The organism is Natronorubrum aibiense, from assembly GCF_009392895.1.
Taxonomy (GTDB): domain Archaea; phylum Halobacteriota; class Halobacteria; order Halobacteriales; family Natrialbaceae; genus Natronorubrum; species Natronorubrum aibiense.
In genome coordinates this window covers 913,481-929,703 of sequence record NZ_CP045488.1, presented here as the reverse complement: position 1 = coordinate 929,703, position 16,223 = coordinate 913,481, and the positions used below count along the sequence as shown (strand labels likewise).

General features: G+C 64.5%; 16 protein-coding genes, 1 tRNA gene and 1 other RNA gene. 8 read left to right on the top strand and 10 right to left on the bottom strand.

What is annotated here, in order from left to right; genetic code table 11:
- Positions 1-8: 8 nt before the first annotated feature.
- The gene (locus GCU68_RS04600; RefSeq protein WP_152939396.1) at positions 9-1,145 is read right to left on the bottom strand and encodes a thiolase family protein; all 1,137 of its coding nucleotides are present in this window, start codon (positions 1,143-1,145) and stop codon (positions 9-11) included.
- A 157-nt stretch (positions 1,146-1,302) separates the two neighbouring features.
- On the opposite strand from GCU68_RS04600, the gene GCU68_RS04595 reads away from it, so the two are divergent.
- Entirely contained in the window at positions 1,303-1,956 is a 654-nt protein-coding gene (locus tag GCU68_RS04595) for a DUF5806 family protein (RefSeq protein WP_152939394.1), read from the top strand.
- 246 nt (positions 1,957-2,202) lie between these two features.
- Positions 2,203-3,231, top strand: a complete 1,029-nt coding sequence (locus tag GCU68_RS04590) for a hypothetical protein (RefSeq protein ID WP_152939392.1) — start codon at positions 2,203-2,205, stop codon at positions 3,229-3,231.
- Between the two features lie 36 nt (positions 3,232-3,267).
- Here GCU68_RS04590 and GCU68_RS04585 read toward each other — a convergent pair whose 3' ends face one another.
- Positions 3,268-3,783 (bottom strand): DUF7529 family protein, encoded by a 516-nt coding sequence (locus GCU68_RS04585; protein ID WP_152939390.1) that lies wholly within the window; start codon positions 3,781-3,783, stop codon positions 3,268-3,270.
- A gap of 81 nt (positions 3,784-3,864) precedes the next feature.
- Entirely contained in the window at positions 3,865-4,584 is a 720-nt protein-coding gene (locus tag GCU68_RS04580; protein WP_152939388.1) for a lipoyl protein ligase domain-containing protein, read from the bottom strand.
- Positions 4,585-4,646: 62 nt separating this feature from the next.
- On the opposite strand from GCU68_RS04580, the gene GCU68_RS04575 reads away from it, so the two are divergent.
- A complete protein-coding gene (locus GCU68_RS04575; protein ID WP_152939386.1) occupies positions 4,647-5,522 on the top strand; it encodes a hypothetical protein in 876 nt (291 codons plus the stop codon).
- Between the two features lie 23 nt (positions 5,523-5,545).
- Here the strand turns inward: GCU68_RS04575 and GCU68_RS04570 are convergent, their stop codons facing one another.
- On the bottom strand, positions 5,546-6,958 hold the full coding sequence (locus tag GCU68_RS04570; protein WP_152939384.1) for a serpin family protein: 1,413 nt from the start codon (positions 6,956-6,958) through the stop codon (positions 5,546-5,548).
- Positions 6,959-7,142: 184 nt separating this feature from the next.
- On the opposite strand from GCU68_RS04570, the gene GCU68_RS04565 reads away from it, so the two are divergent.
- Positions 7,143-7,628, top strand: coding sequence for a PaaI family thioesterase (locus GCU68_RS04565; protein ID WP_152939382.1), 486 nt, complete (start codon positions 7,143-7,145; stop codon positions 7,626-7,628).
- A 9-nt stretch (positions 7,629-7,637) separates the two neighbouring features.
- Here the strand turns inward: GCU68_RS04565 and GCU68_RS21220 are convergent, their stop codons facing one another.
- The 3 genes from GCU68_RS21220 to GCU68_RS04560 form a co-directional block, all read right to left on the bottom strand.
- Entirely contained in the window at positions 7,638-7,802 is a 165-nt protein-coding gene (locus tag GCU68_RS21220; protein WP_168927068.1) for a hypothetical protein, read from the bottom strand.
- Positions 7,803-7,857: 55 nt separating this feature from the next.
- Positions 7,858-8,019 (bottom strand): hypothetical protein, encoded by a 162-nt coding sequence (locus GCU68_RS21215; protein WP_168927067.1) that lies wholly within the window; start codon positions 8,017-8,019, stop codon positions 7,858-7,860.
- A 180-nt stretch (positions 8,020-8,199) separates the two neighbouring features.
- On the bottom strand, positions 8,200-8,778 hold the full coding sequence (locus GCU68_RS04560) for a cysteine hydrolase family protein (RefSeq protein WP_152939380.1): 579 nt from the start codon (positions 8,776-8,778) through the stop codon (positions 8,200-8,202).
- A gap of 152 nt (positions 8,779-8,930) precedes the next feature.
- Between GCU68_RS04560 and GCU68_RS04555 the strand changes: the two genes are divergently transcribed.
- From GCU68_RS04555 to GCU68_RS04545, 3 genes are all read left to right on the top strand, one after another.
- Complete coding sequence (locus GCU68_RS04555) at positions 8,931-10,634, top strand: Hvo_1808 family surface protein (protein ID WP_152939377.1); 1,704 nt, start codon at positions 8,931-8,933, stop codon at positions 10,632-10,634.
- A 54-nt stretch (positions 10,635-10,688) separates the two neighbouring features.
- Positions 10,689-12,125, top strand: a complete 1,437-nt coding sequence (locus tag GCU68_RS04550; protein WP_152939376.1) for an Hvo_1808 family surface protein — start codon at positions 10,689-10,691, stop codon at positions 12,123-12,125.
- A gap of 86 nt (positions 12,126-12,211) precedes the next feature.
- Positions 12,212-13,375 carry a nicotinate phosphoribosyltransferase gene (locus GCU68_RS04545; protein WP_152939374.1) on the top strand — a complete coding sequence of 388 codons (1,164 nt, stop codon included), beginning with the start codon at positions 12,212-12,214 and terminating at the stop codon, positions 13,373-13,375.
- A gap of 90 nt (positions 13,376-13,465) precedes the next feature.
- Here GCU68_RS04545 and GCU68_RS04540 read toward each other — a convergent pair whose 3' ends face one another.
- Positions 13,466-14,065, bottom strand: a complete 600-nt coding sequence (locus tag GCU68_RS04540) for a TIGR00296 family protein (protein WP_152939372.1) — start codon at positions 14,063-14,065, stop codon at positions 13,466-13,468.
- A gap of 201 nt (positions 14,066-14,266) precedes the next feature.
- On the opposite strand from GCU68_RS04540, the gene rnpB reads away from it, so the two are divergent.
- Positions 14,267-14,709: RNase P RNA component (gene rnpB, locus GCU68_RS04535), an RNA gene on the top strand.
- Between the two features lie 55 nt (positions 14,710-14,764).
- Here rnpB and GCU68_RS04530 read toward each other — a convergent pair.
- On the bottom strand, positions 14,765-15,652 hold the full coding sequence (locus GCU68_RS04530) for an alpha/beta fold hydrolase (protein ID WP_152939370.1): 888 nt from the start codon (positions 15,650-15,652) through the stop codon (positions 14,765-14,767).
- Between the two features lie 386 nt (positions 15,653-16,038).
- Positions 16,039-16,111 (bottom strand) — tRNA-Arg (locus tag GCU68_RS04525).
- Between the last annotated feature and the right edge of the window lie 112 nt (positions 16,112-16,223).

Sequence of the window (16,223 nt, the reverse complement as noted above, 5' to 3'; positions counted from 1 at the left end):
GATCTGGTTCAGTTGACGTCGAATTCGATCGCCGCTCCCTGTCCGAACCCGATACACAGCGTCGCCAGGCCGCGGCCGCCGCCGCGTTTCTCGAGTTCGTGAATTAGCGTGACCGGCAAGCGGGCCCCCGACGCGCCGAGCGGGTGGCCCAGCGCGATCGCGCCGCCGTTGACGTTGAAGATCTCGGGGTCGATCCCGAGTTGGTCGCGCGAGTAGACCGCCTGACTGGCGAACGCCTCGTTGAGTTCGACCAGATCGTAGTCGTCGATGTCACGGCCGTTGCGCTCGAGCAGCCCCTCGGTCGCCGGCACTGGACCGATCCCCATTACGGTCGGATCGACGCCGGCGACATTGTTCATCCCGACTTCGGCCATGATCTCGAGGTCGTGCTCCTCGGCAAACGCTTTGCTCGTGATGAGCAGCGCCGATGCGCCGTCGGAGATCTGAGAGGCGTTACCGGGCGTGACGGTGCCGTCGGATTTGAAGACGGTCGGGAGTTCGCCGAGTTTTTCGGCGGTCGTTCCCGGGCGGATACCTTCGTCTTCGGAGATGGTGCCGTCCTCGGTTTCGATCGGTACGATCTCGTCGTCGAACCGGCCGCCCTCGGTTGCTTCGGTGGCACGTTGCTGGCTCCGGGCGGCGTACTCGTCCTGTTGTTCGCGGCTGACGCCGTACTCCTCGGCGACCTTTTCGGCGGTCATTCCCATCTGGAGTTCGCCGATGTTGTAGAGCTCGGCCATCCGCGGGTGGACGCTGCCCATGTTCTCGCCCATCGAAACGCGGCTCATGTTTTCGACGCCGCCGGCGATGATGGCGTCGCGGTTGCCGGCCGCGATCGCGTCGGATGCCGAGATGACGGACTGCATCGAGGAAGCACACCAGCGGTTGATCGTCGTCGCCGGCACGCTCTCACCCAGTTCCGAGAGCAAGGCGATGACGCGCGCAATATTGTTGCCCTGCTCGCTGCGTTGCTGGGCACAGCCCCACATCAGGTCGTCGATCTCCTCGCCGGAGAGGCCGGTCTCCGCGAGAATTTCGTCGATCAGCGGCACCGAGAGATCTTCGCTGCGGACGTCGGCGAATACGCCGTCTTCTTTCCCCTGCGGAGTCCGGACTGCCTCGACTACGACTGGCGTCTGTGACATATACTACCGCATGTCCCTAACGGACTTAAATCCGGTAGAACTCACGGACACACACAAACAGTTTACAGTTGATTTTTCCTCGAATTCCCACGATCGACGGCCGACCAGTCGGTCGAAAACCTTCACAGCCTTACGTTCGACGGTCCAACACGTGCGCATGGACGAGGACGGACTGGACACTGCCCGATTCGATGCCGACTCAGATGCCACAGCCGACGCCGAGGCGGAGACGAGTACCGAGACTGCAGGAACTGACGACAGTGACGACACAGACGACACGATGCCGGGCGTTCCGGACCCCGAGCCGGCGGCGGACGAACCGCCCGAGGACGTCCAGAAGTACGCCCGGTTCAAAAAGATGGACGGTGCACAGTACGATCGGGTCAACGAGTTCCTCCGTGATCGAACGTACATCACCGCCCGCGAGTGGGCGATCGCCCGGCTCTGTTCGGATTTCCGGACTGAAACCGGCGTCGAAATGACCAAAATCGGTGAAAATCTGCCCGAACTCGTGCCCTTCATGACCGACACCTACACGCCACAGGCTGTCAACCAGGCTCGGGCCTCCTTCGAGGAGAAAGTCCGTAAAGCGGGGGCGACCTTCCTCTACGGTGCGATGTGTGATTTCTTCACGGCCGAGGAGCTCGACGACGTGATGTACGAGTCGACCGAAGTCGCCAAGTTCCTCCTCGAGGTCGAAGGCGTCGACCTCTCGGTCGAGGAGGAACTCGAGGCCGAAGAACGGATCTCGAGTGTGATGCGAGAAGTCCGTGAGGCAAGCGAGGAACTGCGAGCGCAAGACGAGGAGTAACTGTTTGCGGGACAGTCAGTACGTTGTGCACAACCAAACGGTCTTCCTGCTGCGGTAGACAGCCGTTTCAGGTGGCCAACTCGAGTTCAGTACGGCGATCCACGCTCACAGTTATTAGCCGAGATGACAGTCACGCGACGCACACTATCCCAGTACCGACAACTGTCCGTAGCGGTCGATGATAGTGCCGTTATTTTCAGGTAGCGACTTGAATACTATTACTGGTGCGTCGCTACTCCAGTTCGGATGGATACGACCACCAACTCCCGTGATGGGCACGGATCAGACGATTGCGACCGAACTGACGTGAGCGAACCGACGGCGTCCGCCAGCGTCACCAGACGACGAACGCTTCGTCTGGGCGGGCTTCTGGGTGCCGGCAGTCTGCTCGGCGTTACAGGCACGGCAGTCGACAGTGCGAGCGCGGCGTGTAACCGACCGGATGAGGTGATTCACCTCGATTACGACGACTACGAGAGCTGGACGGACATCTACTGGCTCTCGAACGGTGATCCCGACAACCTCACATTCGTCTCGAGTCCGACTAACTCCGGAGCGACGGCTCTCCAGCTGCGGATTCGTGAAGACGATCACTGGGGTGCGAGCACGCACTACCAGTTCGACGATGGGCTGTTAGAGCTCAACGGACGCGTCTCCTTTGCGCTCAACTCCAACTGGTCTATGGAGGGACGACAGCCGTCGAACTGTCGGCTCTGGAACTGTGCGATCGCGCTGGGCGACGGGAGCGCCGGCGGTGGCGTCCCCGACGGGACCAACGGCTGGAGCAATCGGCTGTACGTGACCAGTCGAGATACCGATCCGGAAGGGCCGTTCCACCTCCTCTCAAACACCTACCACGTTGACAACGGTGCAGGCGTCGGCGACCACGACTACATCATCGACGGCGAACCGCACACGCTTGCTACGCCTGAAATCGAACCGGGAGTGTGGTACGAGTTCGAGTACTACATCTGTGTGAACACGAAGACCGACGACGAGGCCAACGACGACGGCATCGTGCGATACTGGCTCGACGGCGACCCCATCTACGAACGTACGGACTTCCGGTTCACGACCGACCTCGAGGACAACATTATCGACACGACCGGCCCTGTCGGCCACTACGGCGGCCGATACGAGGCCCCGAAGAACCTCTATGCCTACTACGACGATCACTCGATGGCGCTCGACGGGACGTTCGAGTCCAGAGGTTGCGGTGGCCCATCGCAACAGCCCACGGCCCTCAGCGATCTGCTGAGTCGGCTTCGTGAGTGACCCAGCGTCGATTGGCCGCTCACGACCACCGACACACTACCGATCGCCCCAGTCTCGAACGTCGGCTTCCTCGAGAAACAGCGATGGATCGCCGTGTGAGAAGCTGATCCAGTTTTCGGGGCCGTCATCGGTCGTCGCTGCGCTGACGTGAACCAGCAGTTCCTCCTCGGCGAGCGCTGTCTCGAAGACGGCACGCGAGTCCTCGAGATCGTAGGTCAGCGGGACAAAAATCGCCGTTTCGCTCGCGTCGTCGCGCTCGATGACGAGGGCGATCCGTTCGTGCTCGTCGCGTTCCGGTGGCCGATAGTAGACGTCGGCAGCGGTGACGGTGACGTCGCCGTCCTCGACGAGCGCTTCGACGAGGTCGTACGCCTCGCTCGAGACGAGTACATCGAGTCCGGTTCGGTCCGCACGTTCGACCGGCGAGATCGCAGCCGGCTCCAGCACGATCGCGTCCCAGCCGTTCTCTCGATACTCCTCGGCGATGGCACTCGCGTCCTCGAGGAGTTCGGTCCAGCGTGTCCCTGCCCCGTCGGGCCGACCGTCGGTCATCGACCACCCTCCGCGGGCGGCCGCACTCGAGCGTGCATACTCGAGTTCGAAGACGCCGAGCGGAAAAACGTTACCTCCTCGCTACTCGCCGTCTTCGCCGACGGTCTCGACTGTTACGGCCGTTGACTCGTCGCCGACGAGCGCGTCCTCGAGCGTCGAGCGAACGACGGCGGGATCGGTGGGGCCGCCGCCGGCCGCGACGGTGCCGACTGACTCGGGATCGAACGACACCTCGAGCGCGTCGTAGACGCCATCGAGGACGGCCGCGAGCGTGTCACGGTGGTCGACGAGCGCGATGCCGGCGACGACGGCGGCGTCCTGTGTGACCCGCTGAGCGAGCCCCACGATCTTCCGTCGTCGGCCGGTCGCATCGACGACCGACAGCGAGTGGGTGCCCGGACAGAAGGAGTCGTCCGGTTCACCGGCGCCGATCTCGAGTTCGCCCTCGAGCGAACGCAGCGCCCGTTCGATGGCCTCGGTCGCTCGCTCGTACCGGGCGGTCGTCCCGCGACGGAAGTCCGCAGCCGGTTCGGCGCGGACGAACGCGAGCGTCGTCTCGCCGTCGTAGGCCACCGCCCGCCCGCCGACGTCGCGTTCGACGGGCGGGAAGCCACGCTCGCGGGCGAGGTCGGAGGCAGCGTCGTAGCCCTCGAGTCGTCGATCCCGGCGGCCGAACGCGATCTGGCGGTGGGGTGTCCAGACGCGGACCGCCGGCTCGCCGTCGGCAGCGTCCGAAAGAAGCCCACGGCTCACCTCACGGTCGGCTTCGATCGTCGTCCCACGGCCGCGGATCACACGCATCAGTCTTCGATTGTACCCGATGGACCTAAACGCTCCCGCTGCGCAGACGAACCAGACACACGATGGCCGTGACGCTTCCCGAGGCGACGCTCGCGCAGTACGAACGCTTCTCGCTGTACAACTCGCCGTATCCCGCTCACGATGAGGGGTGTGCAATCGACCTCTATCCCGGCACGCTCCGGGATGGCCGGACGACCACCGCGCCCAGCCCCGTCTCCGGAATCGTCATCGAGACCAGAGCCGTTCGCGCGCCGTCGAAACCCTACGCCCCCGAGCACGATTATCTCATCCTGCTCGAGTGTGACGGCCCAGCAGCTCTCGAGGGACTGGTCGTTCGGGTTCTCCACGTCAACCCGTCCGTCGAGGCGGGCCAGCACGTCGAGCGGGGCGAGTCGCTCGGCAACCTCGTCCGGGCCGGCTTTTTTGCCCCGTGGGTCGACAACCACCTCCACGTCGGCGTCCGCCGACCCGACCAGAACCTCCACCGGGCGGCGGGATCGCTCCCGCTCGAGGTGGGCGTCGACATTCATCCGCTCGCGTGGGACGGCACCGGAACGGTCGTCGCGACCGGCGAGACCTACGCCGTGCTCGATGCGCCGACACACCCCGCGCCGGGCGAAGCGTTCGTCGGCGTCCGTGCCGACGGCGGCGGCGTCCTCGACGGCGGATTGCCCCACTACGACGGCGGTGGCATCCACGGCCGCGGGCGCTCGTTCGCCGGTCCCGTCTCGCTCAACGGCGACCGACTCGGCGTCGCTGACGGGCGCACTATCACGTGGGACGACGTGATCGTCACGGCAAACGGCGAAGCGATCACCGGTCTGTCGCTGTTCTGCGCTCGAGATGCCGACTTCGGCGCGAAACTGATCTGTCCGGATCGAACGCTCGAGGTGGGCGAGCACATGCGGGTTCGGGTTCGCTCGAGCGACGGCCGCTGAGGCGTGCCGATCACCGCCGCTCGTCAGTCGTCCTGAAGCGTCGCGCCGTCGACGACCCGACCGACGAACAGCGGCGTCTCGGTCGGTCGATCGCGAATGTAAAAGAGGAACGGCCGATCGCCAGTCATTTTTACGTGCTCCGACGGGGCAGATTCGACCATTTCAACTGCCGTCGCTGCTGCCGCTTCGGTTCCTTCCTCGTCGACTGAGACGAAGCTCTGGTGGACGATGTCGTCGACGAACAGTCCCACGTCGTCCCCGACCATGCCGCTGAAGTCCGCCCCAGCGCCGAACGCTCGTTCCATGCCCAGCTCCTGCATGACATCGACGAGGCTGAACTTTGACTCGATCCCGAACGTCGGAAGCGTGAGGTCGACCTGTGTCTGGGACGTCTCCTTGAGCATGGTCGCTAACCGATCCACCGTAAACGCCTCCTCGAACGTCTCGAACTCGCCCTCGGCGGGGAGGATGACGATCATGCTCGTGTCGCCATTGGCGTACGGGAGTTCGACGAGTTGGTGGCCATCGACCTCGGCATAGCGCAACTCGGTGGTCTGGTGCATCAGGTCGACCTCGGTCTCGCTGCCGTCGAGGCTCGTGAACGTGTCGGGTTCGGTGTCCGCGGGATCGAAGTCGTGCTCCCAGGCGGCGAGAAAGTAGACCGCGTTCGTGAGGACGAGTCGGGTCGAGGCGTCGATCGATTCCTTCGGGAGCAACTCCTCGATCCGATCGTTCGTCTGCGATTCGACCCACGTGTTGATCTCCTGACGTTCTTCCTCGGGACTGCCCGTGAAGTCGACCAGCCGCTCGCCAGCGCCGTAGTAGGCCTCGAGCACCTCGCGGAACCCCGCCTCGAGTGAGAGCCCGTCGTCGGTCCAGACGGCGTTCGCACTCGAGAGTTCGAAGCCGAGGGCGTCTTCGTCGTCGCCGTCGGACTCGTCGGTTTCCCACGCCGGTTGCTCGACTGTCGCGCCGTCTTCGTTTCGCTGCTCGAATTCGGTCTCGAGCGCGCCGAAGGCGGCGTGAAGGTCCTCGCCCTCGAGCACGTAGCGCAGCGCGTCGGCCATCTCTACGGCCGTCTCGCCTCGAGCACCGGCGTAGGTCATCGCCAGCGCGACCGAGACGCTGTACGGCGAGAAAAACAGGTTCTCGTCCGGTTCGTCCGCGCGGAGGTGTGCGAGGAGATCGAGCGAGAAGGCGACGTTGCCGCGGATCTGGTCGGCCAGCAGGGCGGCCTCGAGGTCGGGATCAGTCACGAACTCGAGCGTCGGGAAGGAGGGGACGTCGCCGTCGAAGGGGCTCGGCGTCTCGCCGTTCGAATTCGGGCCGTCGGTCGCGTTCGGGTCGTCCGCTGGGTCAGTTATGCCCGCACAGCCGGCCAGTCCCGCAAGGAAGGCACTGGAACACGCGATCAGGGTCCGTCGATCTGTCGGCATCTGTTCGCTCCCTTCACAAGAGGTCGATAAATCTCTTCTCGAGACTGAAACGGCAATTTGAGCTTGGGAAGCGTTCAGTGCTGCTCAACGGTTACAGCAACGACGTCCGAGAGCCACACAACGATCGACAACGTGACAGCCGAGAAACGTAGCGGTAAAGAGCGTCGATAGCAGACCACAGGGCATGACCGACGACACGCAGCCCACTCCCGAGGAGTTCGCCGATCTCGAGAGCCTCCTCCAGTACTTTATCGAGGAGAATCAGGAGTTCCTCTCGTGGATCGGGACGACCGTCGAGCACATCGGTGAGGGGACGATGACGCTGTCGGTGCCGTACGACGAGAAACTGAGCAACAAGCGCCCGTCCCCGTCGGGTGACGGGCGGGCAGATCTTCACGGCGGGATCGCCGCGACGTTGATCGATACGGCCGGTGGACTCGCACTTCGGACCGCCATGGACAACCCCTTCGATGCACGAATCGCGACGATCAACCTGAACGTCAACTATCTCCGCCCTGCAGTCGGCGATCTCGTTGCGACGGCGAACGTGATCCGCGTCGGCGGCAGCGTCGGCGTCAGTGAGATCATGGTCGAAAGCACCACGCCCGACGGCGAGACGCGCGAAGTCGCGACTGGGCAGGGTGCGTTCCGTATCTTCCGATCGGAGTAACGTCCACAGTCAGGGACGCTCGTCGCTGGTCGCCGCCGTTCGATCAGACGTCACCACGCGCTGACCCCGATGGCTGAGCCAGAGCCGGCCGTGGAGATAACAGCCGACCGCGGCGATGACGCCGAAATAGAGGTAGATCGCCGCCTCGACGGGAGTCGGAACCGACTCGATCATTGGTTCGGTTTCGAGTTCCGACGGGATACGACTCCGCCTGCAGTGAGACGCGTTTTTAGTCGGTCGTGACCATCCAATAGCGCACGGCCAGATAGACCATGACGAGGCCGAACGTCCCCGCAAACAGCGGTGAGCCGTCCATGGCCGCATACACCAGTGCGACCGCGTTCAGTCCGATCCCGAGGAGGTACATCGTGCGCAGTCGACGGGAACTCATGTCGACCACCCGCGTACAGGACTGGTGAACGCCGGTTTCAGTGGCTTCGTCGGGGACGTCGTCGACGGCTCGTCCGTCGAGGGAGCCGGTCGCTCGAGGGCCGGTCGCCGCGCGGATCGATGGGTGTTCATACCCCCTCGTTGGGAGGGAACCGTTGAAAACGCTCTCACTTCGCGTCGGTCACGCGCCGTCGAACTCGAGGTCGTCGCTCGTGACGACTTCGCCGAACAACCACTCGGCGTGGTCTAAGGCGTATTCGTGGTGGTCGTCTTCGATCGCACCGATGCAGTCTTCGACCATGAGTGGCCGGAAGTCACGAATCCCTGCGCTGCCACCTGTGTGGAGGACACAGACGTTCGCGAGCGTGCCACAGATTACGAGGTCGTCGATCCCGCGGGCGTTGAGCCACCCCTCGAGTTCGGTGTTGTAGAAGGCGTCGTAGGTGTGTTTTTCGACGATCAGGTCGGCCTCGTCAGCCGGGAGTTCGTCGACGATCTCGGCCTCCCACGACCCCTCGAGGACGTGTTCACCCCACTGTTCGAACTCGTCGTAGTAGTGTGCGTCGTCGAACTGCTCCGGCGGGTGGACGTCCCGGGTGTAGATCACTTTCGCACCGGCCTCGTGAGCGCGGGAGACGAGGGCAGCGATCGGCTCGATGACCGCCTCGCTGCCCGGTGCGTACAGCGAGCCGTCCGGGTGGCAGAACCCGTTTTGCATGTCGACGACGACGACGGCCGTGCGTGCTGGCTCGAGGTGCATGCGTACGACACGCTACGTTCGCGGTGCTCAAAACGTTCGTGGCGACCAGAGCCGCAGTCCTCTCGACGCGACGCGTTCGGCGCTGGGAGACGCCATCACCCCGATCAGCGGTCTTTTCACCGTCGCCTGCTTACGGGCGTTTACCCTTTCGAATGACGGCCACACTGACGCGGACGCGACTGCTCGTCGCCTTCGTTGCGGTATCGACGCTCGTTGTGACGCTGGCCGTAGCCGGCGGGATGACGCCGGCGCTGTTGGACGACTCGCCCGACCGGGCAGACGACCCAACCACCGAAGACACCGTCGGCTACGTCAACGGCTACTGGTACGACGACGAACTCCCCGTCGACGACCGTTCGAGTGCCACCGTCGACGACGACGAACTCGAGCCGGTCGTCTACCGCTCGATGGCACGCGTCGAGCAGATCCGTGGAATGACGTTCGAGGACGACGTCGAAGTCGAGGTCATCTCCCGCGAGGAGTACCAGACCGAGCACAAAGACGTCTTCCTCGAGACGACCGAGGACGGACGACTCACGCAGAACGTCACCTACGAGGCGCTGTTCATGGTCGACCGCGACACCGACGCTGGCGACGAGTTCGAGGCGATGTACGGCGGCGCCGTCGGCGGCTACTACGATCCGGAGACTGACCGGATCATCGTCGTCTCGGACACCACGGAGACACCGGAACTGGACGAGCCCATCCTCGGACACGAACTGGTCCACGCACTTCAGGACCAGCGGTTCGATCTCTCGCAGTACGAACGCGCGACGATCGACCAGGACACCGCCACGAACGGTCTCGTCGAGGGCGATGCCGCCTGGGTCGAGGCTGAGTACGAAACTCGCTGTGGTGACGAGTGGGCGTGTGCCCAGCCCGACGAGTCGGAGCCGAACTCCGAACAGTTCTCGCAGCTCAACTGGGGGCTCTACATGACGCTCTACCAGCCCTACAACGACGGCCCGGCGTACGTCGACTCGCTGCGCGAGGCCGGCGGGTGGTCCGCGGTGAACGCGGCCTACGACGACCCGCCGACGAGTTCGTCGACGGTGATCCATCCTGACGAGGAGCACGAGCCGGTCTCGGTGACAGTCGAGGACCGCTCGAGCGATTCGTGGGCCCCTCTCAAGATCGACGGCGAACCGGCAAGACAGACGGTCGGCGAAGCCGCGATGGTGTCGATGCTCGGTGCTGACATCCACGACCGAGACCAGCCGTCGGTGATCGATTCGGAGGCGATGCTCGCGGACGGAATTTCGGGATACGACTACGATCAGCCGTACACCGACGGCTGGGCCGGCGACGAACTGGCCGTCTACGTCGACACGACTGTCGACGACCCCACGGCGGCCGACACCGGCTACGTCTGGCAAACCGAGTGGCGCTCGAGCGAGGACGCCCAGCAGTTCGTCACGGGCTATCTCGAGTTGCTCGAAATCTACGACGCCGAACCCGTCCCGGACCGACAGGACACGTACGTAATCGACGACGAGTTTCCCGGCGCGTACGCCATCGACCGCGACGGCGAGACGGTGACGATCGTCCGTGCACCGTCGGTCGACGAACTCGACAACATCGACGCCAGCGCCGCACCCGAGGGCGACGACACGCTCGAGCGCGTGCCGGTGGACACGAGCGATGACGACGACGGCAGCACGGACGATGACACTGATTCGATTCCCGGATTCGCCGTACCCGGATCGATACTCGGCCTCTCGGTCGCGATCGGTGTGAAAACGCGAGGGGAGACCGTCCGTGTCTGGCTCTCGTGCCGCCGATCGACGACTCGCGCCGACGGCTCTGAATCGCCTGCCACCGACTGCGCGGACGGTCGGCGACGCGGCGCCGCTTGAGACCGTCCACGGGCAGCGATCAGTATATGGCCCGTCCGTCGAAACGGGGTGTCAATGCAACGGGGTCGACTCGCACTGGTCGCGGTCGCGACGCTGCTCGTGCTCTCTGGCTGTACGCTCCCCCAGTCTCCGGATCAGTTCGACACCGACCGCGAACTCGGTGTCGTCGGCGACTACACCCACGACGATGCGTTCGAGTTCGACGACAGTCCGGAACTCACCGAAGCGCAACTCGAGGCCATCAAATACCGCTCGATGGCCAGAATAGAGGTCGTCCGCGGGCTGAAGTTCGAACACGACGTGCGACTCGAGGTGATCTCCAGAGACGAGTATCGCAGCCAGCGCGGTGTCCCCGACTCGGCCTCGTCGTTTACGAACGAACTCTGGCGCGGTGCGTTCATCGTCGACGGCGAGACGGACGTCAATCGGGCACGCAACGACCTCTACGGAAGCGCCGTCCAGGGCTACTACACGAACGACCGGATCGTGATCGTGACCGACGATCCGGACAGCATTCGTCTCGACCGCGAGACGCTGGTCCACGAACTGGTGCATGCGCTGCAAGACCAGCACTTCGGCCTCGAGCGCCGCGGCGAGACAATCGACGAGCGACGAGCCGAACTCGGACTGCTCGAGGGCGAGGCGACCTACGTGCCACACCTGTACGAGCAACGCTGTGGCGAGGCGTGGCAGTGTCTGGTCGAGCACGAGCGTCCGTCGACTGCCGACGCGCCGGCACCCCGTGAGTCGTTCAACGTCGGCCTCTTCCTCTCGATTTACGCGCCGTACGCGGCGGGACCGCCGTTCGTCGCGGATGTTCACGATCGCGGCGGGTGGGCGGCCGTCGACCGCGCCCACGAGACGAAGCCGGCGAGTACCAGTCAACTGATCCATCCCGAACGCTACCCAGACGATGGTCCGGTCGACGTCACGATTCCGGACCGCTCGAGCGACGACTGGGTGCCCTACAGCCGTGATGGCGAGCCCCATACGGAGACGGTCGGCGAGGCGACCCTGTTCGCGACGCTGTGGGCAAACGGCGTCGTCGACCGGCCGTTAGGCGACGGCGGCACCGACCTCTCGCCGTACAACTACTCCTATCCCGCAACCGACGGCTGGGCCGGGGACGCGTTTCAGGCCTATCAGCACACGGTCGATGAAAGCCAGACCGGCCACGTCTGGCGACTCGAGTGGGAACGCACCGACGATGCCGAAGCGTTCGCTGACGCCTACCGACGCCTGCTCGAGAATCGCGGTGGAGCGCCGGCGGCTGCGGTCGACGACGCGTATCGCATCCCCGACAGCGAGCCCTTTGGCGGGGCCTACCGAGTCACCGTCGACGGCGAGACGGTCGAAATCGTCGGCGCGCCGTTGGCGACTGATCTCGAGGAAATCCACGGGACGACAGCCAGCTCGATCGACCCCGTCGCCGCCGAACCGTCACCAGCCGCCAGCCCATCAGTGACGACGTCATCGGCGGCGGCCGCGTAGGGCCCAGAGTCGAGACTCGATCGCCGGCAGCGCCGGCAGCGCCGGCAGACGGGTAGCTTATTTGCCTCCCACGGGAAGTCGTCGGCATGTCAAACCCGTTCGGAACCGTCCCGGCGGCGGCGATCCTCGAGGGCTCCGCGACGGATGCGTACTTCGAGCGCACTCGGAGCACCCTCGAGCACGCGGGCAAAAACCCCCACGTCGTCGCCGAGGTGACCGCTGATCAGTTCCCCACCGGTTCGTTCGAGGTCTTCACCGGTATCAAAGACGTCGCCACGCTGTTCGAGGGCCGCGATGTCGATATCGACGCCTTACCCGACGGCCAACTGTTCGACGGCGGCCCGGTGATGCGAATCGAGGGCTCGTACCTCGAGTTCGCCGAACTCGAGACGTCACTCCTCGGATTCCTCTCCCAGCCCAGTGGCTTTGCGACGGCCGCCCTCGAGGCGCGGCTGGCGGCCCCTGATTCGACCGTCCTCTCGTTCGGTGCGCGTCACGTCCACCCGTCGATCGCCGCGACGGTCGAACGGGCCGCGTTGCTCGCCGGCCTTGACGGCTTCTCCCACGTCGCTGCGGGCGAGATTCTTGACCGCGAGGCGGGTGGCACGATGCCCCACGCGCTCATGTTCTGTTTCGGCGAGGGCAATCAGGCCGACGCGTGGCAGGCGTTCGACGAGGCCGTCGGCGAGGACGTCCCGCGGATCGCTCTCGCGGATACCTTCTGGGACGAGAAAAGCGAGAGTCTACTGGCCGCCGAGACGCTCGGCGACGATCTCGACGGCGTTCGGATCGACACGACGGGCTCCCGTCGCGGCGACTTCCGACACATCATCCGTGAAGTCCGCTGGGAACTCGACGCGCGCGGCCACGAGGACGTCGATATCTTCTGCAGCGGCGGCCTCGGCCCCAACGCGATCTGCGACCTGCGAGACATTGCCGACGGCTTCGGCGTCGGCAGCCACATCACGGGCGCCGACTCGATCGATTTCAGCCTCGATATCGTCGACATTGAAGGCGATCCAATCTCAAAGCGGGGCAAGCTCTCCGGCGTGAAAGAAGTGTACCGAACCGCAGACGGTGGCCACCACGTCGCGCTCGCCGACGACGATGGACCGGAAAACGGCGAAGCCCTGCTCGAGCCACTGATTCGAGACGGCGAGATCGTCCGGGAGTTCGACCTCGAGGAAGCGACCGAGCGGTGTCTCGATGACGCCGAAACGGTCGGCTTCCGGCATCCGACTGATCGCTGACTCGAGCAGCGGCTCTCGACACGATCGCCTTCAGAATACGCTGTGGAACGCCCGGTCTATAGTCTGCGCGCTCCGTCTCGACGCGAGCGATTATAATTGCTCGATGCTGCCGTCGGCTTCGCGCTCGCGGAACACCTGTCCCTCGAACAGCGTGACGATGACGTCGTCGTCCTGCCACGCACCCGGTGCGAGCTTGGCTTTTCGACACGTCCGATCGAGGTACTCGCGGGCGCTCCAGCCGTTCTCGACGGGCACCGTCGGATACAGCCAGCCACCCTCGCCGCCGTCGATCGCGACGCCGTGGGTACCGAGCTCGAGGTCAGCAAGCGGGTCGTCGGTCAGGACGACGCTTTTGACCGTACAGACCGAGACGGTGAGGTTCGGGAGTTCCGAGGGAGTCACTTCCGAGCCACACGAGTCCCCGCTTGCGGCTTCGATCGCTGCGTCGACGATGACGTGACCGAGCTGGTCGGCCGACTGATAGCCGCCGGCACAGCCGCGCAGGCTGCCCCGTCCACGTGTCGACTCGAGGCGGACGAACGCGCCGGTTCGCTCGTAGAACGCCTCGCGCATGCTGCCCGGTTGTTCTCGTTGGCCGTGTTGTACGTAGGATTCGACGGATTCACGCGCGAGTTCGACGGCGCGCGCACCGTCCTCGTAGGAAAGGTTGACGCCCTGTCGCTGGGACATACAACCGTACATGGTGGGTGGCGTCCTAAAACGCTTCCATTCCGTCTGGTCGTCGTTGCCACGGCGACCGGGGGACTTATTCGGCCGACGGTCCTACGATGACTGGGAGAGAGAGCCTGGCTGCCGCGGCGGCCGCGTCGGCGACGACGCGGCTGTCCAACGTGGGCCCGTCCCTCCGGGACGACCCACGCACATACCGTTGTGCGACCGTCGAGTCACGCAACGCGCGCGAGGAAAGTCCCCCCACCTGTTTGGGCAGGTGACCGGGCGCAAGTCCGGAGCGGGAGACCGCTGGCTCTGGAACAGAAACGACACGTCTCGGCCCGACCGATGATGCGTGCGAACCCGACCGAGAGGAAGGGGAGCTAACCCGCAGAGGGTGTGTGATCGACTGCTCACGGTTCGAACCCGTGGATCGCGGACGCGGTTCGCTCCCTCAAGCGAACCCACGAGTCGCAGCCGGCACCCGCCGGCGACACTGGCGCGATCGACCACACGCAGACGGCCGAGGATCGATGGAACGGCGAACCCTCACCGGTGCAAGTCCATGTCGTGGTAGCCCGAACGCCCCGCGGCCTCGCCGCGGACGGCACGGACGCTCAGCCGAATGCCGGGACGAACAGAAGGGGGCTTACTCCTCTCACCTACGTTTCGTACTCGAGTGACAACGCCGCTGGTCGGCGACGATTCGAGCGCCCCTCACTCGAAATCATCGACGAGCTGTGGGACACAGCCGCTGTCGGGCTTGGTGTAGTCACAGTGATCGTCGACCTCGTCGGAGACGTCCACGTCGGTGTAGGTGTCCGGCGTCGAGCCGCTGTCGTCGGTGAACCACCCACCGGTGCAGTCCGAACCGCCACAGCCGAGGGCGTTCGAGAGTGAGACGACGCCGTAGCCGTAACAGACGCTATCGTCGTTCTCGGAGTGGTAGTTGTAGACCGCTCGGGCGCCGGTGTCGATTCCGTCCGCGTACGTCTCGTCCGTACAGACCGAATCGTCGTCGGCAGCGGTCCCGACCAGTGCGACGGTTTCGACGACGTTCTCGTCGAGCGCCGTGAGCGTCTCGAGACAGACCCGGCCGCCGAGTGAGTGGCCCACCAGCCGGACGGTGGTTTCCTCGAGGTCGATGCGACCGGACTCGAACCACGACGCGAGGCGATCACCGGCCGTCTCGGCGGTGTCCTCGGCGCGCCAGTAGTTGGGCGTGTCCGCCTCCCACGACGCGGCGACCACCGACACGTCGTAGTCGTTGGCCTCGAAGGCTTGCTGGAGCGTGTACGCCTGATCGGTGCTGGTCTCGAGGCCGTACCAGCCGTGGACGAAGATGACGACCTCGTCCTCGTCCTCGAGGGCGTCGAAATTCAGCGCCGTCGGATTGCCGCTTGTGAGATCGATCTCCGGATACTCCGCCAGTGGCTCTTCCCAGTCGTCACAGCCCGTAAATCCAGACGCCGATGCTGAGCCAGTTGCTCCAGCGAGGCCTCCAGCGCCGACCGTCGTGGCGGCCGTCGTCCGGAGCACTCGACGGCGGCTGATGGGCTCGAGTCCGTGCTCCTGTCGATGTCCGTCGCTGTGATCGTCAGTCATGCATCCCTCCGATCACACCGTGTCTCGAGAATCTCGGGACCCCAGGCAGGTACCACCCCTGCCGGCACATTCCGGTACGTTTCGTCGGGTGCCGTAGATATATGGGCTCAAAAAGACGCACAGATTCCACAACGTCCTGACGGAGTCCAACGCGAACGAAGTGAGCGTTGGGCACGTCAGGACCGAACGACGAAGCGAGTGCTGAACAACGTGAAGCACTCGAAAGGAGTGAGCGTCCTGACGGAGATTTGAACACGCCCAGAGGGTCCTGCTCACCTCGCTTCGCTCGGTTGCGCGGGCTGCCACTGGTCTGCTCAAATATCCGAATATGAGTTTACACCGACGCGAGCGACTCGCCCCGCTCGTCGGTGTTGCGTCGGTGAAAACGTCCTGACGGAGATTTGAACTCCGGTCCCTGGCTCCGCAAGCCAAGAGGATAGTCCACTACCCTACCAGGACTCATCTCATCGTAACCGCGTGGACATTAAAGGCCTTTCGAAAGGAAGTCGCCGTATTCGGCCGATATCGCCCGATCATGCGTGTCTCAGACTGTCACGACATCGGGTTGACG